Source organism: Oscillospiraceae bacterium (genome assembly GCA_025757985.1).
Classification (GTDB): Bacteria; Bacillota; Clostridia; order Oscillospirales; family Ruminococcaceae; genus Gemmiger.
In genome coordinates, this window is sequence record CP107210.1 from 178,830 (window position 1) to 202,456 (window position 23,627).

Genomic DNA, 23,627 nt, shown 5'->3' on the forward strand with positions numbered 1-23,627 from the left:
GGGGGAGCTATGACCGATGAAGAACTGATGCGCGCCGCGCTGGCAGAGGCAAAGCTTGCCGCCGCACTGGGCGAGGTCCCGGTCGGGGCGGTTGTGGCCAAGGACGGGGAGATCATCGCCCGCGCCCACAACCTGCGCGAGAGCGGCAAAAACGCCACCTACCACGCTGAGCTGCTGGCCATTGATGCAGCCTGCAAGGCGCTGGGCGGCTGGCGGCTCTGGCAATGTGAGCTGTTCGTGACGCTGGAGCCCTGCCCTATGTGCAGCGGGGCTATCATCAACAGCCGCCTGAAGCGGGTCGTCTACGGCGCACGCGACCCCAAGGCGGGCTGCTGCGGCAGCCTGACCGACCTGTTTGCGCTACCCTTCAACCATCACCCGGTCATGGAATCGGGCCTGCTGGAAGAGGAGGCACAGGCATTGCTGCAGGACTTTTTTGCGATGCTGAGAGAGAAACGGAAGAAAAAATGACTACGAACCATGTATTCATCACCGGCGGCAGCCGGGGAATCGGCGCGGCGGCGGTGCTGGCGTTCGCCCGCGCCGGGTATGATGTTGCCTTTACCTACAACGCCCATCCGGACGCCGCCGAGGCGGTGCTGCGCCGCGCCGCAGCCGCCGCGCAGGGCGGCCGCTTTCTGGCAATACAGGCCGATGCGGGGGATTCTGCACAGGTGCAGGCCGCCGTGGAGCAGGCACAGCGGGAGCTGGGCGGCCTGCAGGTGCTTGTCTGCAATGCGGGCATTGCGCAGGTCAAGCTGTTTACCGACACCACCGATGAGGATTGGCACCGGATGATGGCCGTTGATCTGGACGGTGCGTTCTACGCCTGCCGCGCCGTGCTGCCCGGCATGGTACACCAGAAATACGGCCGTATCCTGCTGGTCAGCAGTATGTGGGGGCAGACCGGTGCCAGCTGCGAGGTGGCCTACAGCGCAGCCAAGGCGGGGCTGATCGGCCTTGGCAAGGCCCTCGCCAAGGAGGAGGGCCCCAGCGGCATCACAGTCAATGTCATTGCGCCGGGCGTCATTGACACCGACATGATGGCGGGCTTTACCGCAGAGGACCGCGCCGCTTTGGCGGAGGAAACCCCTGTGGAGCGCCTTGGCACGGCGGACGAGATCGCCCGCACGATGGTCTTTCTGGCCGATGAGGCCAGCGGCTACATCACCGGTCAGGTGCTGGGTGTCAACGGAGGGCTGGTGATCTGATGCGCGCCGAATACCGCGAGGGAGAGCGCTTTTCGCGCCTTGAATTTACAGAGGAAACCTTTTACGACTGCGACTTCTCCGACTGCACCTTCATCGACTGCACCTTTGAAAACTGCAAGCTGGACCACAGCGTGCTGAGTGAGTGCCAGTTCATCCGCTGTACGATTACTGACCTGAAAACCACGATGTCCCGCGCAAAGTTTACGGAGTTTCAAAGCTGCACCCTCAACAATATCGAATGGATGTCCCTGCAGGGGGACGGCTCGTTTGCCGACCCGATTGAAAAATTGCAGGGCTGCAGCCTGAAATACAACACCTTCACCGAGATGAACTTTACAAAATTCAACTTTGCAGGCAACGAGATCCAGCGCTCGATGTTCGCCAAGTGCAATCTCGTCAGTGCAGATTTTGAGAAATGCGACCTGCTGGACACCGAATTTTACCAGTGCGATATGCGGAAGTCAAACTTCAAGGAGGCCAGCGGATATAAAGTCGATATCTTCGGCTGCAAGCTGCAGGATGCAAAATTTTCACTGCCGGAGGCGGTGTCGCTGCTGGGAGATTTGAGGATCAAATTGCTATGAAAAATATACAGATTGAAAAGCTATCCGGTACGTATATAATTCGCTGTCTGACGGACGCCGATGTGCCGATGCTGTACGCATGGATGCTGCGCAATGACCAGTACTTCAGATATTGTGGCGGCGGCACAACGCCCGAGCGTGTGCGGCAGGACCTGACGCTCTGCCCGCCGGGCACTACACCGGCGCAGAAGCACTATGTCGGATTTTTTGACGCGGATACGCTGGTTGCTGTTATGGATCTGATCGACGGTTACCCGGACGCAGACACGGCGTTCATCGGCTTTTTCATGATGAACAAGGACCTGCAGGGGCAGGGAACCGGCACGATGATCGTCCGCGATGTGCTGGCTGCGCTGCGTGCGCTGGGCTATACGGCGGTACGCCTCGGCATTGACAAGGAAAACCCGCAGTCCAATCATTTCTGGCGCAAAAACGGCTTTGCTGTGTTAAGGGAAGCCGCGCAGGAGCGCGGCATCGTCCTGCTTGCGGAACGGCGTCTGGCGTAAATGCCCCATCGCTGCCGCCCTCGCAGCGGGAGCAGGATACCAGCGTGTCAAAAAATCACATTTTGGGCCTATTGAATGTGTAGGGGCGACCATTGGTCGCCCGCCAACTTGGCGAAGCAACGCGTTTTCTAAGATGGCTTTTTCACAGACAAACGGGCACGGGCGAGCAATGCTCGCCCCTACAAGAGTTTTTTGACAGTCTGAGGATACTACACACACCACCCCCCCTCTTTGCATACTATACCGCAAAGGGGGGCTTTTTATGGCTGTGTACCAGTACGGCATTGATGTGTCGCGCTACCAGGGCAATATCAACTGGGGCCGGGTGGCGGCGGCCGGCAAGCAGTTTGCCATGGTCCGCGTGGGGTCCAGCAACAGCGGCGGACTGTATGTGGACCCGTATTTCCTGCAGAATGTCAACGGGGCCAAGGCGGCAGGCCTGCGCGTGGGGGTCTATTACTATACCTACGCGCGCACACGGGCGGCTGTGGCCAATGAGCTGACGACCTTCTTGAATGTCATGCAGGGGCTGCAGCTGGAATATCCGGTCTTTGTGGATGTCGAGGACGCCAGCCTGACCAGCCTTGGCCGTGCAGAGCTGACCAGCCTTGTGCAGTACGCCATGGATATCCTCTACCAGCGCAAGTGGTACGCGGGCTGGTACAGCTACACCAACTACATCAACAGCAATCTCAACGCAGCCGCCCTGAGCCGCTACCCACTGTGGGTGGCAGACTACCGCGCCACCCTTGGCTACAACGGCAGCTATGCCATGTGGCAGTACACCGGCAGCGGTGTGGTCAACGGCATCTCCGGCGCTTGCGACCTCAACCGCTGCTACCGGGATTTTCTGCCGGAGATACAGGCCGGAGGCTACAACAACTATGGGGCCTCCGGCCCTTCCATGGAAGTGGTGGCGGGACAGCGGCTTGTGGTGTTCAACGCCCGGTGTGAGTATTTTTATTCCGCCAACTTCAACGATGTGGTCGGCTATCTGCCGCTGGGCAGCTACTGCGTGGTCAAGCAGAGCACCCGGAAATGCAACGGCTATGATTGGGTCATCTTCCGCTACCGCGGCAGCGAGTATTGGACCGCTGTCATCGGCGACCGCAACCGGGTCGAACCGTGTAATTGTGACTGCAATTCATAAACACAACTTGACAACAACGGTTTGTTGTATTACACTGAATTTGCAGGGTTGGATGCGAGCATCGACCTCTACAACCTGCCCGCAGAGTGCAAGTCGATTTGACAAACACTTCCAAACTGTGGTTTAATAAAAATATATGTGCAAAAACTACCACTGTTTCAATATACATCAGGGGGAACCGCCGCATGGCAAAAAAACAACAGGAATACGGCAATGACAGTATCCGCCAGCTGAAAGGCGCCGACCGTGTGCGCAAGCGCCCGGCGGTCATCTTCGGCTCTGACGGTGTGGAGGGCTGCGCCCATTCCATCTTTGAGATCATCTCCAACTCCATCGACGAGGCGCGCGATGGCCATGGCAACCGCATCAATGTCACGCTGTTTCCGGACCATGTCATCGAGGTCGAGGACTTCGGCCGCGGCATTCCGGTCGATTATAATAAGGCTGAGGAGCGCTGGAACTGGGATCTGGTCTTTTGCGAGCTGTACGCCGGCGGCAAATATGCCGAGGGCAGCGGCAACTATGATTTCAGCCTCGGCCTGAACGGTCTGGGCCTGTGCGCCACCCAGTACGCCAGTGAGTGGATGACGGCGGATGTCTACCGCGACGGCTTCCACTACCACCTCGATTTCAAAAAGGGCGAGAATGTGGGCGGCCTGCAGAAGGAACCGTTCAAGGGCAGGCGCACCGGCTCGGTCATCCGCTGGAAGCCCGACACCGAGGTCTTTACCGACATTGCTGTCCCGGCGGAATCCTTCAAGGATATGCTCCGCCGTCAGGCTGTCGTCAACGATGGCGTCACGCTGGTATTTACCGACAAGTCCGGCAGTGAGGCTGAAAAGTTTGAATATCTCTATGAGCATGGCATCACCGACTATGCCAATGAGCTGGTGGGGGATAAGGCCCTGACGCCGGTATACTTCTGCAGCGGCGCCGCCACCGGCCGCGACCGCGCCGACCAGCCGGACTATCAGGTCAAGATGAATGTGGCGTTCGCATTCTCCAACACCGTGCAGTGTCTGGAATACTACCACAACTCCAGCTGGCTGGAGCATGGCGGCAGCCCCGACCGCGCCGTGCGCACGGCCTTCGTCAGCCAGATCAACGGCTGGCTGAAAACCAAGGGCCTGTACAAGAAAAACGAGAGCGCGATCACCTTCGCCGATGTGCAGGACTGTCTTGTGCTGGTATCATCAAGCTTCTCGACCCGCACAAGCTATGAGAACCAGACGAAAAAGGCCATCACGAACAAGTTTGTGGCGCAGGCCATGACCGAGTTCCTCAAGCATCAGATCGAGGTCTACTTCATTGAGCATCCCGATGAGGCCGAAAAGGCCTGTAAGCAGGTGCTCATCAATAAGCAGAGCCGCGAGCACGCCGAGAAGGCGCGCATCACGATCAAAAAGACGATGACCCAGCAGATGGATCTCGCCAACCGCGTACAGAAGTTTGTGGACTGCCGCACCAAGGACGCCGCCCGCCGTGAGCTGTATATCGTGGAGGGCGATTCCGCTATGGGCGCGGTCAAGCAGAGCCGCGATTCGGAATTTCAGGCCATCATGCCGATCCGCGGCAAGATCCTGAACTGCCTGAAGGCCGACTACGCCCGCATCTTCAAGTCGGAGATCATCACCGACCTGATCCGCGTCATGGGCTGCGGCGTTGAGCTGGGCGGCAGCCACAATAAGGATCTGGCCAGCTTCAATCTGGACAACCTGCGGTTCAATAAGGTCGTCATCTGTACCGATGCCGATGTGGACGGCTACCAGATCCGCACCCTCGTGCTGACGATGCTCTACCGCCTGACGCCGACCCTCATCAATAAGGGCTATGTCTATATCGCGGAATCACCGCTGTACGAGATCAACACGAAGAATAAGACCTTCTTCGCCTACACCGAACCGGAAAAGGCCGATATCCTGCGCCGCATTGAGGGCGAAAAGTACACGATCCAGCGCTCCAAAGGTCTGGGCGAGAACGACCCCGAGATGATGTGGCTGACCACGATGAGCCCCGAGAGCCGCCGCCTGATCAAGGTTCTGCCCACCGATGCCGAGCGCACGGCCGCCGTCTTTGACCTGCTGCTGGGGGATAATCTGCAGGGCCGCAAGGAGCATATCGCCGAGCACGGCGCGGAGTATCTGGACGATCTGGATGTAAGCTGAGAAGGATAGATTATGGCAAGAAAGAAAGAGAAAAAACTGACCCCCGCGCGCCCGCAGCTGGGGGATAATGTCGAAATTTTATCGGCGGGTGAGGTGCTGGAATCTGCCATCACCGACACGCTGGAAACCAACTATATGCCCTATGCGATGAGCGTTATCGTTTCCCGCGCTCTGCCGGAGATCGACGGCTTCAAGCCTGCCCACCGCAAGCTGCTCTACACGATGTACGGCATGGGCCTGCTGAAGGGCAACCGTACCAAGAGCGCCAACATCGTTGGCAGCACGATGCACCTGAACCCCCACGGCGATGCGGCCATCTATGACACGATGGTGCGTATGGGCCGCTCCAACGAGAGCCTGCTGGTGCCGTTCGTGGACTCCAAGGGTAACTTCGGAAAGGCGTACAGCCGCGATATGGCCTATGCCGCTGCCCGTTATACCGAGGCCAAGCTTGAGCCGGTCTGTGACGAGCTGTTCCGCGACATCGATAAGGACACCGTGGACTTTGTGCCGAACTATGACGGCACCACGACCGAGCCGACCCTATTGCCCGTCACCTTCCCGACAATTTTGGCCAACAATACGCTGGGCATCGCGGTCGGCATGGCATCCAACATCTGCTCCTTCAATCTGGAGGAGCTCTGCAATGCAACGATCGCCCTGATGAAGGACCCGCAGGCTGACCTGCGGGAGATCATCCCCGCGCCGGACTTTGTCGGCGGCGGCACAATTCTCTACGATGCCGCCGAGATGCAGAATGTGCTGGAAAACGGCCGCGGCAGTGTCCGCGTCCGCGCCAAGTGGAGCTACGACAAGGCGAACAACTGCATTGATGTCACCCGCATCCCGCCCACAACAACGGTCGAGGCCATTATGGACAAAATCACCGAGCTGGTCAAGCTCGGCAAGATCCGTGAGATCTCCGACATGCGCGACGAGACCGACCTCAACGGTCTGAAACTGACCATCGACCTCAAGCGCGGTCAGGACCCCGACAAGCTGATGGCCCGCCTGTACAAGGCCACGCCCTTGGAGGACAGCTTCGCCTGCAACTTCAATGTGCTGATCGCGGGCCAGCCCAAGGTACTGGGTGTGCGCAGCATCCTGCTGGAGTGGATTGCCTTCCGCGCCGAGTGTGTGCGCCGCCGCACCTACTACGACCTGCAGGGCAAGCAGAAGCGTCTGCATCTGCTCAAGGGCTTAAAGGCGATTCTGCTCGACATTGACAAGGCCATTGAGATCGTGCGCAACACGGCCGAGGAGACCGAGGTCGTACCCAACCTGATGATCGGCTTTGGCATTGACGAGGTACAGGCTGAATATGTGGCCGAGATCAAGCTGCGCCACCTCAACCGCGAGTACATCCTCAAGCGCACCGAGGAGATCGAGGAGCTCGAAAGCGCCATTGCCGATCTTGAGGATATTCTCAAGCGCCCGGCCCGCATCAATAAGATCATCATGAAGGAGTTGGGCGATGTAGCCAAAAAGTACGGCAAGCCCCGCCGCTGCGAGATCATGTACGAGATCCCGGCCTCTGAGGCGGAGGAACCCGAGCAGCAGATCCCCGATTACCCGGTGCATCTGTTCTTCACGCGGGACGGCTACTTCAAAAAAATCACGCCCCAGAGCCTGCGCATGAGCGGTGAGCAGAAGCTGAAGGACGGTGACGAGGTACTGTTTACCTGCGAAAGCACGAACAGCACCGAGCTGCTCTTCTTCACGAATCACCGTCAGGTCTACAAGTCCCACGCCTATGACTTTGCCGACAGCAAGGCCAGCGTGCTGGGCGATTATGTAGCCTCCGCCCTCAGCATGGAGGAGGGTGAGGTGCCGCTGTATATGGTGGTCACGCCCGATTACAAGGGCTGGATGCTCTTCCTCTATGAGAACGGCAAATGTGCCAAGGTCCCGCTGTCCAGCTATGAGACAAAGCAGAACCGCCGCAAGCTGCTCAAGGCGTACAGCGATAAGGCAGAGCTTGCCTTTATGCGCTTTATCCCCGAGGAGACCGAACTGGCCATCTTTACCACAAACAACCGCCTGCTGCTGGTCGGCAGCGCGCTCATCCCTGAAAAGGCGACCCGCGATACCGCCGGTGTCAATGTGGTGACGCTGAAAAAGAACGCCGGTATCTCCCGCCTGACGCTGGCCGAGGGGCTGGAACTCAACGATGCCCCGCGCTATCGTGTGCGTACCCTGCCTGCCGCCGGCGCCACCCTCAAGGAGGATGACCGCATCGAGCAGCTGACGCTGTAAAGAAAATAGTGCACAAATCTCCGTAGGGGCGCATTCCATATGCGCCCGCAAGGTGTCTGCCGTCTGACGGGCGGATATGGAATCCGCCCCTACGGTGTCGACTGAAAAAAGTGCTTGACAACGGACGAGACTTGTGCTAAAATATTTCAGCAATCGTTCAGATGGCTGCTCCGTCCGCACAGGATGGCGAACGCTGGTAGCCGCAATTCGGAGATTGTGATGAGCACATATATCAAGTATGGCTCCTTTTATCATGATCGAGAAAGAGGTGAATTTAACCATGAAGCAGGGCATCCATCCGAACTATGTGGACTGCACCATCACTTGTGCCTGCGGCAATGTGATCCACACCCGTGACACCAAGCCGGAGATCCACGTCGAAGTTTGCAGCAAGTGCCATCCGTTCTACACCGGCAAGCAGAAGCTGGTCGATACCGGTGGCCGCGTCGAGCGTTTCAAGCGCCGTTTCGCCAAGTCTGGCAAGTAATTCCGTTTTTGTACCCCGGATGTTCTTTCATCCGGGGTATTTTTGCTATAGAGTGAGGTTTGCGCCATGGCCGACTATAAAACCATACGCGGCACTTCCACATTTGAATATGAGGAAAAGCGCAGCCGCTTTATCGCCACGGCCGCCTTTGCCGATACCGAGGAAAAGGCCCTCGCCGTGCTGAACGCAGTGCGCGCCGCCAACCGCACGGCGCGCCATAATGTCTATGCCTATGTGCTGCAGAACGGCCGAACGCGGTATTCTGATGACGGCGAGCCCGCCAAAACCGCCGGGACCCCGGTGCTGGAGACGATCGGCCACGCGGGCGTGGCCGATGTGATCGTTGTAGTGACGCGGTATTTCGGCGGTATTCTGCTCGGCACCGGCGGGCTGGTGCGGGCGTACACGGCGGCGGCCTCCGGCGCACTGCAGCAGGCAGAGCTTGTCAGTATGCGCCTTGTGGTGGACTGCAGTGTCCGTGTGAGCTATGCCCAGTTTGAACAGGCCCAGCGCATCATTGCGGCGGCGGAAACAAGACTGGACGAGCCGGTCTTTGATGATGCCGTGACCCTTTGCTGGCGTATGCCCGCAGGGCAGGAGGGTGCGCTCTGCACCGCACTGAACGAGCTGACGCGCGGCGGGGCTGAGGTGGAGATTTCCAAACCGCAGTACGCCCCGTTTTGAATTGCGGCAGCTTGCATCGGCCCGCGGGGCGTTGGGGACGCCGCCCCCTGCAACCGTGAAAATATTTCAAAAAAATCCCCACAAAAAAAGAGTGTTTCCCATACTTTTGTCGTATTTATAGATAGAGGATCAGGAAAAGGGGGCGCACTATGACGATCCGTGAAGAGACCGAGGCCATTGAACGGCAGACCCTGAGCAGCTGCGCGACCCTGAGCACGAATAGTCTGGGCCGCCGCCTGCCGCTGACGGAGGACCCGATCCGGCCCTGCTTCCAGCGCGACCGGGATCGTATTCTCCACAGCAAGGCCTTCCGCCGGCTGAAGCAGAAAACACAGGTATTTCTCTCGCCGGAGGGGGACCACTACCGCACCCGGCTGACCCATACGCTTGAGGTGTCCCAGATCGCGCGCACGGTCTCCCGCGCGCTGCGGCTGAATGAGGACCTGACCGAGGCTATTGCCCTTGGGCATGATCTGGGCCACACTCCCTTTGGCCATGCGGGTGAGCGCGCCCTTAACCGGCTTTGCCCGGGGGGCTTTACCCATTACCGGCAGAGCCTGCGCGTTGTGGATTTTCTCGAGCGGGACGGTCAGGGTCTGAACCTGACCTGGGAGGTGCGCAACGGCATTGTGACCCACACGACCGGCGCCTGGGCCCGCACACCGGAGGGCTGTGTTGTGCGCCGTGCGGATCACATCGCATTTTTGAACCACGATATTGAGGATGCGATCACGGCGGGGGTGCTTGACCCGCGCCGCCTGCCGCCCGAGGCAACGGCTGTGCTGGGCCATACAAAGTCCGAGCGCATTACCACGATGATCACCGATCTGGTGACCCACAGCAGTGATGGCCAGATCTGCTTTTCGCCTGAGGTCGATGCCGCCTATGCGGTGCTGAAGGACTTTATGTATGCCACGGTCTATGTGGACCGGGAGGCTAAGCGCGAGGAAAAAAAGGTGGACAAGCTCATCAGTGAGCTGTATGACCGCCTGAGCAGCGAGCCCGCCCTGATGCCGAATTTTTACATGCAGATCGCCTACAACGAGGGGGTGGACCGCGCCGTGACCGACTATATCAGCGGCATGAGCGATGAGTTTGCCACCCGCCTGTTTGAAGAATTGTTCATACCGCAGAAGTGGCACGTCTTATAAAGATAATAGATAAAAGATAAGAGATAAGAGATAAGAAAAAACGTGGAGTTTTCTCCCTTTGGTCGAAAACAAAATTAGATAGAGGAATTTTGAGCGGCGCACCGCGGCGCGATCCACCAATTCTATTATCTATTATCTTTTATCTAAAAACAAATACTTTTTCAGAAACGGAGGTGCAGTCAACCTATGATCCCTCAGGAATACATACAGGAGGTCGTTCGCCGCAATGATATTGAAGAAGTCATCGGCCAGTATGTGCAGCTGCGCCGACGCGGGCGCACCCTGAGCGGGCTGTGCCCCTTCCACAATGAAAAAACGCCGTCCTTCGTTGTTTATCCGGACACCCAGAGTTTTTACTGCTTTGGTTGCGGCGCAGCGGGGGATGTCATCAACTTTGTGCGCAAATACAATAACCTTGGGTATGTCGAGAGCGTCAAGCAGCTGGCGGCCCGCGCCGGAATGCCCCTGCCCGAGGAGGATGACCGTGAATCCCGCGCGCGCCAGCGCCTTTTGGAGATCAACCGCTGTGCCGCCCGCTATTTTTATGAGAATCTGAACGCTCAGACGCCGGAGGCTGCGCTGGCCCGGAAATACTGGAAGGAAAAGCGCGGCCTGTCCGATGCGGCCATACGCCGGTTTGGGCTGGGCTATGCGCCGAATGAGGGCTTCGGCCTTGTCAACTACCTCAAGCGCCGCGGCTTTCAGGACGATGAGCTCGAGCATTCCGGCCTGATACGCCGCAGTGAGCGCGGCAACCTGTACACGATCTTCCGCCACCGCGTCATGGTGCCGATCATTGATGTGCGCGGCGCGATCATTGCGTTCGGCGGCCGTGTGCTGGATGATTCCAAGCCCAAGTACATCAACAGCCCCGAAACGATGGTCTACCACAAGTCCCACACACTTTTTGCGCTCAACATCGCCAAAAAGTCCAAGAGCAAGCGCTACATCCTCTGCGAGGGCTACATGGATGTCATTGCAATGCACGAGGCTGGCTTTGACACGGCGGTCTGTGCCTGCGGCACGGCGCTGACCGCTGAGCAGGCCAAGCTGCTGAGCGAGTACGCGGACGAGGTCGTTCTCAGCTACGACTCGGACGAGGCCGGCCAAAAGGCTACCGAGCGCAGTCTGGGCATCATGGCCAACACGCCGATGAAGGTCAGCGTACTGAGCTATCAGGGTGCCAAGGACCCGGACGAATTTATCAAAAAGTACGGCCGCGAGCGGTTTGAGATGCTTTTAAACGGCACGGCTAACCCGACGGAGTTCCAGCTGAAAAAAGCGAAGGCCAAGTACGACCTGCGCAGCGATGACGGCCGGCTCAGCTATATCCGCGAGGCCATCGGCATCCTGACCGAGCGGGGCGTCAGCCCCACGGCGCGGGATGTCTACGCCGGGCGGCTGGCGGACGAGACCGGCGTGTCCAAGCAGGCCATCGTGTCCCAGATGCAGGGCGCAGTCCAGACGGCGGCGCGCCGCGACCGCCGCAGACAGCAGCAGGAGCTGTCCAAGCAGGGGATCGCCGCCGACATCCGGGTGCCCTACACCAGCAGCGGGGAGTCTGCGCTGGGCGCAGCGGCAGCGGCCCGCCAGCTGGCGGCAGCCCTGATGCAGAACCCGGACGAGATTCCCTATGTGCGCCGCCGCCTTGATATGGCGACTGTGCTGGTGCCGGAGCTGCAGAGCGTTCTGCAGGCGATCTTTCAGTGTGCTGACAGCGGCCAGCCGCTGAACCTGACAACGCTGCAGCAGCTGCTGGACGACAAGGCGTTCCAGCAGCTTGCGCTTGCAATGGCGCAGAACCACGATGCGCCTTTGCAGCATCAGGACATCGACATGTACCTTGACCGGCTGGAAAGCGCCAGACCGCTGGACGAGAAGGTCCGCCAGATGGACGACAGCCAGTTCTCCGACTTTTTTGCCAACATGGGCAAAAAGAAGGGCGCCAAGGCTGAAGAACCAGAAGAATAACGACATTCCGACAGATTTGTTGCAACAATATAAAACCAAAAGGAGAACCTACTTATGGCAGAGAAGAAAGACTCGATCCGCACGCTGATTGACAACGGTCGCCGCATCGGCAAGCTGACCAGCAGTGAGATCAGCGATGCAATGGAGGAAAACGGCAACGTTCTGGATGTTGAGGCAATGGAAAAGCTCTATGAGGAGCTTGAGAGCAACGGCATCGAGATCGTGGACGACACCCCCGTGGAGGTCGATGATACGGTCTCCGGTGCCGATGACGGCGCCGATGATTACGAGGACGGCCTGACCGCCGACGGCATCACGATCGACGACCCCGTCAAGGTCTATCTGAAGGAGATCGGCCGCGTGCCGCTGCTCACCCCCGATGAGGAGACTGAGCTGGCTCTCAAGATTCAGGCGGGCGGCCCCGATGGCGAGAAGGCCAAGCAGCGCCTGAGCGAAGCAAACCTGCGTCTGGTCGTTTCCATCGCCAAGCGCTATGTCGGCCGCGGCATGCAGTTTCTGGATCTGATTCAGGAGGGCAATCTGGGCCTGATCAAGGCTGTCGAGAAGTTCGACCACACCAAGGGCTTCAAGTTCTCCACCTATGCGACATGGTGGATCCGTCAGGCCATTACCCGCGCCATCGCCGATCAGGCCCGCACCATCCGCATCCCCGTTCATATGGTCGAGACCATCAACAAGGTCAAGAAGGTTTCCAGCCAGCTGCTGCATGAGTACGGCCACGACCCCAGCGCCGAGGAGATCGCCGAGCGTCTGGAAATGCCGGTGGACAAGGTCCGTGAGATCATGCGCGTGGCGCAGGAGCCTGTCAGCCTCGAGACGCCCATCGGCGAGGAGGAGGACAGCCATCTGGGCGACTTCATCCCCGATGATGACGCCCCCGTGCCCGCCGAGGCCGCCAGCCAGACCCTGCTGAAGGAGCAGCTGGCCGATGTGCTCAAGACACTGACCCCGCGTGAGGAGAAGGTTCTGCGCCTGCGCTTCGGCCTTGAGGACGGCCGCCCCCGCACGCTGGAGGAGGTCGGCAAGGAGTTCAATGTCACCCGTGAGCGTATCCGCCAGATCGAAGCCAAGGCCCTGCGCAAGCTCCGCCACCCCAGCCGCAGCAAAAAGCTGCGCGATTTCCTGGATTGATGGGTACATAAAGTAAACCAGTAGGTCCCATGCCCGCGCCGCCAAGGCGTTGGGCATGGGACTTTTGTATGCAGATTTTGCGAAGTGTTGCACGATTGTCAACACTTCCTTGAAAGATGCTTGATTGTAAATGTTCCGTGACTGTGCTACACTTGCCCTTGTGCGAAATATAAAAACACGGAGGAAATAGGAGAATCATGGAACAAAAACAAAACAGAAGCTCATTTTCCGGCAAGATCGGCTTTGTGCTGTCGGCGGCCGGTGCGTCGGTGGGCTTGGGCAACATCTGGCGTTTTCCGTATCTGGCAGCCAAATACGGCGGCGGCATCTTCCTGCTGATCTACATCGTGCTGGCGCTGACCTTTGGCTACAGCATGATCATGGCCGAGACAGCGCTCGGCCGCATGACCGGCAAAAGCCCGGTCGGTGCGTATGCCTCGTTTGCGGGCAAGGGCCGCAAAAACGGCTTTCTCGGCTTTGGCGGCTGGATCAACGCCATCATTCCGGTGCTGATCGTGCCGTACTACTCGGTCATCGGCGGCTGGGTCATCAAATATCTGTTTGAGTACCTGCGCGGCAATGCGCAGGGGGTGGCTGCGGATGGCTACTTCAGCACCTTTATTGCGGACGGTGCCTCCGCAGAGCTCTGCTTTTTGCTCTTTGCAATCTTCACGCTGGGCATCATCTTTGCGGGTGTGCGCAACGGCGTGGAGCGCGTTTCCAGGCTTATGATGCCGGTGCTGGTCGTGCTGTCGGTCGTGATCGCGGCCTACTCGGTAACGCGGCCCGGCGCGCTCGCCGGTGTGAAGTACTTTCTGGTGCCCAACCCGGCCAACTTCTCATGGATGACGGTCGTTGCGGCAATGGGCCAGATGTTCTACTCACTCTCGATCGCTATGGGCATCCTTGTGACCTTTGGCTCCTACATGAAAAAGGATGTCGCCATCGAGGAATCCACCCAGAATGTCGAGATCTTTGACACGGCCATCGCCATCATGGCAGGTCTGATGATCATTCCCGCGGTGTTTGCCTTCTCCGGTGGGGACCCGGATACGCTGCAGGCCGGCCCGGCCCTGATGTTCATCACGATCCCCAAGGTGTTTGCCAGCATGGGGTTGGGCACGGTGGTCGGCGTGCTGTTCTTCCTGCTGGTGTTGTTTGCGGCGGTTACCAGCTCGATTGCCCTGACTGAGAGCGCCGTCTCGACCTTTGAGGATGAGCTGGGCTGGAGCCGTAAGCGCTCCACGGTGCTGGTCGGCGTGATCATGGTCGCGCTCGGCACGCTGTCCAGCCTCGGCTACGGCCCGCTGGCCGGTGTGACGGTCATCGGCATGCAGTTCCTCGACTTCTTCGACTTCCTGACCAACTCAGTCATGATGCCGATCGCGGCTATCGCCACCTGCCTGCTGGTCTCCCGCGTGATCGGCGTGGAGCGCATTGAGGAGGAGGTTGAGCTGGATGGCCAGCCCTTCCGCCGCAAAAAGGTGTTCCGTTTCATGATCCGCTGGCTCTGCCCGATCTTCGCCGCCGTCATTCTGGCAAGCTCGGTTGCCAACGCGTTTGGGATTATCAAGATGTGAAAATAAAAAAGCCTTCCCCCACAGGGGGAAGGCTTTTCTCGTTGTAGAGGTCGGCGTCCTCGATGCCCCGGGAGCGTTTCCACAGCCGCTTACTTTTTCGCTGGGCTGTACCGCAAAACCTTCTCCGAAAAATGCTTCGTGAAAAACTGCACAAACGGTCCGAGTCCGAACGCGCAAATCAGCGTGCCCAACCCGATCAGCCCGCCCAGCAGATAGGCAAGCAGGGCGCACAGTGCATCGGTAAACACGCGGCAGCCGAAGTAGGGGAGCGGCAGCCGGTCGGACATCATCAGCGAAAGCGCGTCATAGGGTGCAACGCCCAAATCCGCTGTCTGGTACAGCGAACACCCGAAGGCCACGACCAACACGCCGACAGCCACCCAGAACAGCTGGACGGGCAGGGTGTCGGCAGAGCCGAAGGCCGCCGTCATCGCATTGCTCGTGAAGGTGACAATGAAGCCGATGCAAAAGCTGTTGATGATGGTGCCCAGCCCAATGTACCGCCGCCCCCAAATCAGCTGCGGCACAAACAGAAACAGGTTCATAAGCACATTCTCAATACTGAATGGCAGGCCGGCCAGCTCAGCCAACCGCAGATTCAGTGCGCTGATGGAGTCGTTGCCCAGATGGGAGAACTTGAAAACTGCAATGCCGATGCCGATGATGACGACGCCCGCGATCATGCCTAAGATGCGCCGTGCGCTGATTTTCTGCTCCAAAATGCTCATGTCAAAACATCCAATCTTTATAGAATGAGAAATAGTACTATAACTATGTCGTAAAAAACACCTGCTTGTCAAGGGTAAACCTCTCTAAAAACTGTCGGCGATCCTTGTGAAAACTGCTGAAAGCGGGGGTACATATCGGCTTTGCTGAATTTGTCAAGTGCGGGCGGACGGTGCAAAATCAGCAAAGTGCTGAAATTTTGTTACACCCGCCCGGGCGTTCGATGCGGGCAAAAAACTTCATAAAAAAGCTGAAAAACCCTTGACAGCAAGCCTTTTTCCCTGTATACTGGTACAGTATCACAAAAATGGAATAGAGCGCCCTAAAGAGATTTCGCAAAAACAGTGAAATTGAAAAGTTTGTGAAAAATGACGAATATGCCTACCTTTCACAACGCTTTTTCGGGCGGCTTTCGCCAACTTTGTCAATCTATGGAATAGGAGTGGTCGCGTTTTATGGTTAAGGTCAAGCCCGTACAAAACGGCAGAACGACCCGCATGAGCTTTTCCCGCATCAACGAAGTGATTGGCATGCCCAATCTGATCGAGATCCAGAAAAACTCTTACAACTGGTTCCTGGAGGAGGGCCTGCACGAGGTCTTTCACGACATTGCCGCGATCGAGGACTACACCGGCAATCTGGTGCTGGAGTTTGTCGATTACCGGCTGGACAAGAACCCCAAGTATTCTATTAAAGAATGCAAAGAGCGGGATGCCACATATGCGGCACCCCTGTATGTCACGGCCCGCCTGCTGAACAAGCAGACCGGCGAGGTGCAGGAGCAGGAGATCTTCATGGGCGACTTCCCGCTCATGACTGATGCCGGCACCTTCATCTCCAACGGTGCAGAGCGCGCGATCGTCTCTCAGCTGGTCCGTTCTCCCGGCGTTTTCTACGGTTCCAGCAAGGACCGTACCGGCAAGGATCTGTTCACCGCCACCATGAACCCCAACCGCGGCGCATGGTTGGAGTATGAGACCGATTCCTCCGATGTGTACTATGTCCGCATCGATAAGAACCGCAAGCTGCCCGTCACCACGCTGCTGCGTGCGCTGGGCCTGTCCACGGATGACCAGATCAAGCAATTCTTCGGCGATTCCGAGCCGAAGATCAACGCCTCCCTCGAGAAGGATATCACCCACAACACCGAGGAAGGCCTGCTCGAGGTCTACCGCAAGCTGCGCCCCGGCGAGCCTCCGACGGTCGAGAACTCCCGCGCACATCTGAACAACCTGTTCTTTGACCCGCGCCGTTACGATCTGGCCCGCTTCGGCCGCTACAAGATGAACAATAAGCTCAGCCTGACCCGCCGCATCGCCGGCTACAAGGCGGCTGAGGATATCATCGCCCCCCTGACCGGCGAGCTGCTGGCCGCCAAGGGCGAGAAGATCAACATGGCCAAGGCCGAGGAGATCGATGCCGCCGGTGTTACCCGCGTGGTCATTCTGGTCGAGCACAAGGGTGAGGAGCCTCATCCCTTCATCGTCATCTCCAACGGCTGTGTCGATGCCCAGAACTTCTTCAGCTTCAATGTTGAGGAGGAGGCCGGCGTCAACGAGCGCGCCAACTTCGCCGAGATCCGCAAGATCCTCGACACCACCTCCGATGTGGAGGAGCAGAAGGAGCTGCTGCGCCAGAACCACGATGTTCTGATCAGCCGCACTGTCACCGTTGACGACATCTTTGCTTCTGTCAACTATCTGCTGGGTCTGGACCACGGCATCGGCGTGACCGATGAGATCGACCATCTGGGCAACCGCCGTGTCCGCAGCGTTGGTGAGCTGCTGCAGAACCAGTTCCGCATCGGCTTCTCCCGCATGGAGCGCGTCATCCGTGAGCGCATGACCCTGCAGAATCAGGAGAACGGCGAAAAGATCACCCCGCAGAGTCTGGTCAACATCCGCCCGGTTGTGGCCGCTATCAAGGAGTTCATCGGTTCCAGCCCGCTGTCTCAGTTCATGGACCAGAACAACCCTCTGGCCGAGCTGACCCACAAGCGCCGTCTGTCCGCTCTGGGCCCCGGCGGTCTGTCCCGTGACCGCGCAGGTTTCGAGGTCCGCGACGTTCACTACACCCACTACGGCCGTCTGTGCCCCATCGAGACGCCTGAAGGCCCGAACATCGGTCTGATCTCCTATCTGGCTACCTACGCCAAGATCAACAAGTACGGCTTTGTGGAGGCACCTTACCGCCGCATTGACAAGGCCACCGGCATCGTCACCGATGAGGTCGTCTATATGACTGCCGACGAGGAGGACGAGTATATTGTTGCGCAGGCCAACGAGCCGCTGGACGAGAACAACCGCTTTGTCCGCAGCCGTGTTTCCGGCCGCCACCGCAACGACATTCAGGAGTTTGAGGCCTCTCAGGTCGACTTTATGGATGTTTCTCCCCGCATGATGGTCTCTGTGGCTACGGCCTGCATCCCGTTCCTCGAGAACGATGACTGCAACCGTGCCCTGATGGGCTCCAACATGCAGCGTCAGGCTGTGCCTCTGATGGTCACCCAGCAGCCCATTGTCGCTACCGGCATGGAGTATAAGGCCGCCACCGACTCCGGTGTCTGCGTGCTGGCCGCCCATGACGGCACGGTCGAGTATGTTGACGCCGACAAGATCGTTGTCCGTTGCGCCGACGGCTCTGCCGATACCTATGAGCTGATCAAGTTCATGCGCTCCAACCAGGGCAACTGCAACAACCAGCGCCCCATCGTCAATGTCGGCGATGCCGTCAAGACCGGCGATGTGCTGGCCGATGGCCCCGCCACCCGCAACGGTGAGATCAGTCTGGGCAAGAACGCTCTGGTCGGCTTCATGACCTGGGAGGGCTACAACTACGAGGACGCCGTTCTGCTGAACGAGAAGCTCGTCCGCGAGGATGTTTACACCTCCATCCACATTGAAGAATATGAGACCGAGGCCCGCGACACCAAGCTCGGACCCGAGGAGATCACCCGCGATATCCCGAACGTCGGCGATGATGCACTGAAGGATCTGGACGACCGCGGCATCATCCGCGTCGGCGCCGAGGTCAAGACGGGCGACATCCTTGTCGGCAAGGTCACCCCGAAGGGTGAGACCGAGCTGACCGCCGAGGAGCGCCTGCTGCGCGCCATCTTCGGTGAGAAGGCCCGCGAGGTCCGCGATACCTCCCTGCGTGTGCCCCACGGCGCCTACGGCATCGTGGTCGATGTCAAGGTCTTTACTCCCGAGAACAGCGATGAGCTGCAGCCCGGCGTGCGCATGTGCGTGCGCTGCTATATTGCCCAGAAGCGCAAGATCAGCGTTGGCGATAAGATGGCAGGCCGTCACGGCAACAAGGGTGTTGTCTCCCGCATCCTGCCGCAGGAGGATATGCCCTTCCTGCCCGATGGCACCCCGCTGGACATCGTGCTGAACCCCCCTGGCGTTCCCTCCCGTATGAACATCGGTCAGGTTCTGGAGGTCAACCTCGGCTATGTCGCCAAGGCGCTGGGCTGGAAGGTCCAGACCCCCGTCTTTGACGGTGCCCACGAGTCTGACCTGCGCGACTGCTTCGCCGAGGCCCGCGAGAAGTGGCACGGCGAGAACGCCCCCGAGTACCCGACCCACCTCGATCGTCTGATGGCGAGAAGGGCCATGTCATTGACTTCTCCAAGATCGATCTGACCGATGACGGCAAGACCACCGTGTATGACGGCCGTACCGGCGAGCAGTTCCCCAACAAGGTCACGGTAGGCTATATGTACTACCTCAAGCTGCATCATCTGGTCGATGATAAGATCCACGCCCGCTCCACCGCCCTACTCCATGGTCACCCAGCAGCCTCTGGGCGGCAAGGCACAGTTCGGCGGCCAGCGCTTCGGCGAGATGGAAGTCTGGGCGCTGGAAGCTTACGGCGCGCCTACACCCTGCAGGAGATTCTGACCATCAAGTCCGACGATGTCGTGGGCCGTGTCAAGACCTACGAGGCCATCGTCAAGGGCGAGCCGATCCCGCGCCCCGGTATCCCGAGAGCTTCCGCGTTATGCTCAAGGAGCTGCAGAGCCTTGGTCTGGATATCGTTGTGCAGGATAAGGAAGGCAACGCCGTCGATATGCGTCAGGAGTTTGACGACGATGACAGCAGCTTTGAGAACAACGACTACGACCTGGGCGATAATGTCATGGTCGAGAGTGAGCTGCAGGACGACTACAGCGTCAAGGATGCCGACGAGGGCTTTGACGATGATCTGGATGAGGATGCCGGCCCCACGGCTGACGACCTCGCCGCGATCGAGTCCGATTCCTTCGACGATTGATCGAATTGATCGAGTGTATCGTGTGTCATATTGAATTTGAGAGGGTTCGCTGAATGGAAAATAAAGAATTCGATTCGATAAGATCGGCCTTGCCTCCCCGGACCAGATCCGTGCCTGGAGCTACGGCGAGGTCACCAAGCCCGAAACCATCAACTACCGCACCCTGAAGCCGGAGCGCGACGGCCTGTACTGCGAGCGCATTTTTGGACCTACCAAGGACTGGGAATGCCACTGCGGCAAGTACAAGCGCATCCGCTACAAGGGTAAGATCTGCGACAAGTGCGGTGTCGAGGTCACCCGCGCCAAGGTCCGCCGTGAGCGCATGGGCCACATTGAGCTGGCTGCACCTGTCTCGCACATCTGGTATTTCAAGGGCATTCCCAGCCGCATCGGCCTGATGCTGGACATCAGCCCCCGTCAGCTGGACAAGGTCCTGTATTTCGCCAACTACATTGTCACTGACCCCGGCTTCACCCCGCTGGAGAAAAGCAGCTGCTGACCGAGCGTGAGTACAAGGAGATGCGTGAAAAGTACGAGGATACGTTTGAAGCCAGCATGGGCGCTGAGGCGATCCAGAAGCTGCTGGCCGAGATCGACCTCGACAAGCTGAGCAAGGAGCTGCGTGAGGAGCTTGAGCATGCCAACGGCCAGAAGCGCGTGCGTCTGCTCAAGCGTCTGGAGTGCGTGGAGAGCTTCCTCGAGAGCAACCAGCGCCCCGAGTGGATGATTATGACGGTTATCCCCGTCATTCCGCCGGATCTGCGCCCCCTGCTGCAGCTGGACGGCGGCCGCTTTGCGACCTCCGACCTGAATGATCTGTACCGCCGCGTTATCAACCGCAACAACCGTCTGAAGCGCCTGCTGGAGCTGGGTGCCCCCGACATCATCGTCCGCAACGAGAAGCGTATGCTGCAGGAGGCTGTGGACGCCCTGATCGACAACGGCCGCCGCGGCCGCCCGGTCACCGGTGCCAACAACCGTGCGCTGAAGTCCCTGTCCGACATGCTCAAGGGCAAACAGGGCCGCTTCCGCCAGAACCTGCTGGGCAAGCGTGTTGACTACTCCGGCCGTTCCGTTATCGTTGTCGGCCCCGAGCTGAAGATGTATCAGTGCGGCCTGCCGAAGGAGATGGCCCTCGAGCTGTTCAAGCCCTTCGTCATGAAGGATCTGGTCGAGAAGGAGAAGGCCAACAACATCAAGTCTGCCCGCAAGATGGTCGAGCGCGCCCGCCCCGAGGTCTGGGATTCTCTCGAGACCGTCATCAAGGGCCACCCCGTCCTGCTGAACCGTGCGCCTACGCTGCACCGTCTGGGCATTCAGGCGTTCGAGCCGGTGCTGGTCGAGGGCCGTGCCATCAAGCTGCACCCGCTGGTTTGCACCCCCTTCAACGCTGACTTTGACGGCGACCAGATGGCTGTCCATCTGCCCCTGTCCACCGAGGCACAGCGCGAAGCCAAGATGCTGATGCTGGCCTCCGGCAACCTGCTGAAGCCCTCTGACGGCGAGCCCGTCACCGTGCCCACGCAGGATATGATTCTGGGCAGCTACTACCTGACCCTCGTCAACCCCGAGGATAAGGGCCACGGCAAGGTCTTCCGCGATGAGGCCGAGGCCATGATGGCGTACTCCGAGGGTCTGATCACCCTGCAGGCACCCATTAAGGTGCGCCGCACCATGACCTTTGACGGCGTGGAGGAGACCGGTCTGGTCGATACCACGATGGGCCAGATCATCTTCAACAACCCGATCCCGCAGGATCTGGGCTATGTCGATCGTACCGACCCGGCTACGAAGTTCGACTATGAGATGAACCCCCGCACCCTCAAGATCGCCTCCGGCGGCAAGAGCGACAAGCTGACGAAGAAGGGCCTGCCCGACATCATCAGCCGCTGCCTGACGAAGCACGGCACCAAGACCTGCGCCATGATGCTGGATCAGATCAAGGCACAGGGCTACAAGTACTCCACCCTGTCCGCCATCACGGTCGCTGTCCCCGATGCTATCATGCCCGAGGAAAAGCCCGCTATTCTGGCTGCTGCCGATAAGAAGATCGAGAAGGTCATGAAGAACTTCAACCGCGGCCTGATCTCCGATGAGGAGCGCTACCGCAAGACCGTTGAGATCTGGCAGGCCGCCACCGAGGAAGTCTCCGATGCTCTGAGCGACAACCTGAAGAAGAACCACCAGCGCAACCCCATCTATATGATGTCCGATTCCGGTGCCCGTGGTTCTATGGACCAGATCAAGCAGCTGGCCGGTATGCGCGGCCTGCTGGCCAACACGGCCGGCAAGACGCTGGAAATGCCTATCCGCGCCAACTACCGTGAAGGCCTGAATATTCTGGAATACTTCATCTCCTCTCGAGGCGCCCGTAAGGGTCTGGCCGATACCGCTCTGCGTACTGCGGACTCCGGTTATCTGACCCGCCGTCTGGTTGATGTCTCTCAGGAGGTCATCATCCGCGAGGAGGACTGCCACGCGACCGAGGGCATCTGGGTCCGCGAGATCAGCGAGGGCAACTCTGTTGTCGAGAGCTTCAAGGAGCGTCTGAACGGCCGTTACTCCCTGCATGATGTGCACGATCCCGCCACGGGCGAGCTGCTCGTCAGCAAGGATAAGATGATGGATATGTTTGACGCCGAGAAGGTCGTCAACGCCGGCATCACCGAGCTGGAGATCCGCTCCGTCATGACCTGCCGCGCCCATGTGGGCGTCTGCGCACGCTGCTACGGCTCCAACATGTCCAACGGCCAGTGCGTCAAGGTCGGTGAGTCTGTCGGCATCATCGCCGCTGAGTCCATCGGCGAGCCCGGCACCCAGCTGACCATGCGTACCTTCCATACCGGCGGTATCGCATCGGCCGAAGATATCACACAGGGTCTTCCCCGTGTTGAGGAGCTGTTTGAGAGCCGCCGCCCGAAGGCGATGGCCATCATGTCCGAGATCGCCGGTACCGTCCACATTGACGATACCAAAAAGACCCGCCATGCCGAGATCAACGGCGTGGACGAGAACGGCGCACCCATCACCAAGAGCTACCTGATCCCCTTCGGTCAGCGTCTCAAGGTCATGGAAGGCGACGAGGTCGCCAAGGGCGCACTGCTGACCGAGGGCCATGCCTACCCGCAGGATATTCTGGCGATTCAAGGCGCTATCGCCACCCAGAACTACCTGATCAGCGAGGTCCAGAAGGTCTACCGTCTGCAGGGCGTTGACATCAACGATAAGCATATCGAGGTCATCGTCCGCCAGATGATGCGCAAGGTCCGTATCGAGGATTCCGGCTCCAGCGACTTTATCATGGGCAGCATCGTGAACCGCCGCGATGTCATGATCAAGAACGAGGAGATTCAGGCCCGTATTGATGCCGGTGAGACCGATTTGAAGCTGGTTCAGGCCAGCCAGGTCCTGCTGGGCATCACCAAGTCCAGCCTGGCTACCGACTCCTTCCTGTCCGCTGCTTCCTTCCAGGAGACCACCCGTGTCCTGACCGAGGCTGCCATCAAGGGCAAGATTGACCCGCTGGCCGGCCTGAAGGAGAATGTCATCATCGGTAAGCTCATCCCCGCCGGCACTGGTCTGCCGGAGGTCGAGGAGGAGCTTGTGCAGGCGGAGATCGCCCGCGATGCCGCTGAGGCTGCTTACGACCACTAAATAAACCGCAAAGGATTCCCGCCGCCACGGCGGGAATCCTTTTTTGCATACCGTCCGTGATTGACACACACA

General features: G+C 59.0%; 14 protein-coding genes and 2 pseudogenes. 15 read left to right on the plus strand and 1 reads right to left on the minus strand.

The features are described from left to right. Positions 1-9: 9 nt before the first annotated feature. The 13 genes from OGM67_00840 to OGM67_00900 all read left to right on the plus strand — a co-directional run bounded on the left by OGM67_00840 (position 10) and on the right by OGM67_00900 (position 14,897). Complete coding sequence (locus OGM67_00840) at positions 10-471, plus strand: nucleoside deaminase (GenBank protein ID UYJ34924.1); 462 nt, start codon at positions 10-12, stop codon at positions 469-471. Further along, the gene (locus OGM67_00845) at positions 468-1,211 is read left to right on the plus strand and encodes an SDR family oxidoreductase (GenBank protein UYJ34925.1); all 744 of its coding nucleotides are present in this window, start codon (positions 468-470) and stop codon (positions 1,209-1,211) included. The genes OGM67_00840 and OGM67_00845 overlap by 4 nt, the downstream gene beginning before the upstream one ends. After that, complete coding sequence (locus tag OGM67_00850; protein UYJ34926.1) at positions 1,211-1,795, plus strand: pentapeptide repeat-containing protein; 585 nt, start codon at positions 1,211-1,213, stop codon at positions 1,793-1,795. Before OGM67_00845 ends, OGM67_00850 begins: the two co-directional genes overlap by 1 nt. Next, on the plus strand, positions 1,792-2,301 hold the full coding sequence (locus tag OGM67_00855; GenBank protein UYJ34927.1) for a GNAT family N-acetyltransferase: 510 nt from the start codon (positions 1,792-1,794) through the stop codon (positions 2,299-2,301). Before OGM67_00850 ends, OGM67_00855 begins: the two co-directional genes overlap by 4 nt. 262 nt (positions 2,302-2,563) lie before the next feature. After that, positions 2,564-3,451, plus strand: a complete 888-nt coding sequence (locus OGM67_00860) for a glycoside hydrolase family 25 protein (protein UYJ34928.1) — start codon at positions 2,564-2,566, stop codon at positions 3,449-3,451. A 185-nt stretch (positions 3,452-3,636) separates the two neighbouring features. Further along, on the plus strand, positions 3,637-5,616 hold the full coding sequence (locus OGM67_00865; protein ID UYJ34929.1) for a toprim domain-containing protein: 1,980 nt from the start codon (positions 3,637-3,639) through the stop codon (positions 5,614-5,616). Positions 5,617-5,628: 12 nt separating this feature from the next. After that, positions 5,629-7,872 (plus strand): topoisomerase IV, encoded by a 2,244-nt coding sequence (locus OGM67_00870; GenBank protein UYJ34930.1) that lies wholly within the window; start codon positions 5,629-5,631, stop codon positions 7,870-7,872. A 280-nt stretch (positions 7,873-8,152) separates the two neighbouring features. Continuing rightward, on the plus strand, positions 8,153-8,359 hold the full coding sequence (gene rpmE, locus OGM67_00875; GenBank protein UYJ36169.1) for a 50S ribosomal protein L31: 207 nt from the start codon (positions 8,153-8,155) through the stop codon (positions 8,357-8,359). Between the two features lie 66 nt (positions 8,360-8,425). Next, positions 8,426-9,043 carry a YigZ family protein gene (locus OGM67_00880; GenBank protein UYJ34931.1) on the plus strand — a complete coding sequence of 206 codons (618 nt, stop codon included), beginning with the start codon at positions 8,426-8,428 and terminating at the stop codon, positions 9,041-9,043. 149 nt (positions 9,044-9,192) lie between these two features. Continuing rightward, complete coding sequence (locus OGM67_00885) at positions 9,193-10,194, plus strand: deoxyguanosinetriphosphate triphosphohydrolase (GenBank protein ID UYJ34932.1); 1,002 nt, start codon at positions 9,193-9,195, stop codon at positions 10,192-10,194. Between the two features lie 186 nt (positions 10,195-10,380). Continuing rightward, the gene (gene dnaG / locus OGM67_00890) at positions 10,381-12,165 is read left to right on the plus strand and encodes a DNA primase (GenBank protein ID UYJ34933.1); all 1,785 of its coding nucleotides are present in this window, start codon (positions 10,381-10,383) and stop codon (positions 12,163-12,165) included. A gap of 54 nt (positions 12,166-12,219) precedes the next feature. After that, positions 12,220-13,317, plus strand: coding sequence for an RNA polymerase sigma factor RpoD (gene rpoD, locus OGM67_00895; protein ID UYJ34934.1), 1,098 nt, complete (start codon positions 12,220-12,222; stop codon positions 13,315-13,317). Positions 13,318-13,514: 197 nt separating this feature from the next. Next, a complete protein-coding gene (locus OGM67_00900; GenBank protein ID UYJ34935.1) occupies positions 13,515-14,897 on the plus strand; it encodes a sodium-dependent transporter in 1,383 nt (460 codons plus the stop codon). An 89-nt stretch (positions 14,898-14,986) separates the two neighbouring features. Here the strand turns inward: OGM67_00900 and OGM67_00905 are convergent, their stop codons facing one another. Further along, a complete protein-coding gene (locus OGM67_00905) occupies positions 14,987-15,625 on the minus strand; it encodes a DUF6198 family protein (protein UYJ34936.1) in 639 nt (212 codons plus the stop codon). 453 nt (positions 15,626-16,078) lie between these two features. Between OGM67_00905 and OGM67_00910 the strand changes: the two are divergent. Together OGM67_00910 and rpoC are read left to right on the plus strand one after the other, a co-directional pair. Then, positions 16,079-19,901, plus strand: a pseudogene (locus OGM67_00910) (DNA-directed RNA polymerase subunit beta). A 53-nt stretch (positions 19,902-19,954) separates the two neighbouring features. Continuing rightward, a pseudogene (rpoC, locus tag OGM67_00915) lies at positions 19,955-23,555 on the plus strand (DNA-directed RNA polymerase subunit beta'). The last annotated feature ends 72 nt before the right edge of the window (positions 23,556-23,627 follow it).

Excerpts from the sequence above, each read along its gene's own strand:
- OGM67_00840 (UYJ34924.1), top strand. The coding sequence starts at position 10 with ATGACCGATGAAGAACTGATGCGCGCCGCGCTGGCAGAGGCAAAGCTT.
- OGM67_00845 (UYJ34925.1), top strand. The coding sequence starts at position 468 with ATGACTACGAACCATGTATTCATCACCGGCGGCAGCCGGGGAATCGGC.
- OGM67_00850 (UYJ34926.1), top strand. The coding sequence starts at position 1,211 with ATGCGCGCCGAATACCGCGAGGGAGAGCGCTTTTCGCGCCTTGAATTT.
- OGM67_00855 (UYJ34927.1), top strand. The coding sequence starts at position 1,792 with ATGAAAAATATACAGATTGAAAAGCTATCCGGTACGTATATAATTCGC.
- OGM67_00860 (UYJ34928.1), top strand. The coding sequence starts at position 2,564 with ATGGCTGTGTACCAGTACGGCATTGATGTGTCGCGCTACCAGGGCAAT.
- OGM67_00865 (UYJ34929.1), top strand. The coding sequence starts at position 3,637 with ATGGCAAAAAAACAACAGGAATACGGCAATGACAGTATCCGCCAGCTG.
- OGM67_00870 (UYJ34930.1), top strand. The coding sequence starts at position 5,629 with ATGGCAAGAAAGAAAGAGAAAAAACTGACCCCCGCGCGCCCGCAGCTG.
- rpmE (UYJ36169.1), top strand. The coding sequence starts at position 8,153 with ATGAAGCAGGGCATCCATCCGAACTATGTGGACTGCACCATCACTTGT.
- OGM67_00880 (UYJ34931.1), top strand. The coding sequence starts at position 8,426 with ATGGCCGACTATAAAACCATACGCGGCACTTCCACATTTGAATATGAG.
- OGM67_00885 (UYJ34932.1), top strand. The coding sequence starts at position 9,193 with ATGACGATCCGTGAAGAGACCGAGGCCATTGAACGGCAGACCCTGAGC.
- dnaG (UYJ34933.1), top strand. The coding sequence starts at position 10,381 with ATGATCCCTCAGGAATACATACAGGAGGTCGTTCGCCGCAATGATATT.
- rpoD (UYJ34934.1), top strand. The coding sequence starts at position 12,220 with ATGGCAGAGAAGAAAGACTCGATCCGCACGCTGATTGACAACGGTCGC.
- OGM67_00900 (UYJ34935.1), top strand. The coding sequence starts at position 13,515 with ATGGAACAAAAACAAAACAGAAGCTCATTTTCCGGCAAGATCGGCTTT.
- OGM67_00905 (UYJ34936.1), bottom strand. The coding sequence starts at position 15,625 with ATGAGCATTTTGGAGCAGAAAATCAGCGCACGGCGCATCTTAGGCATG.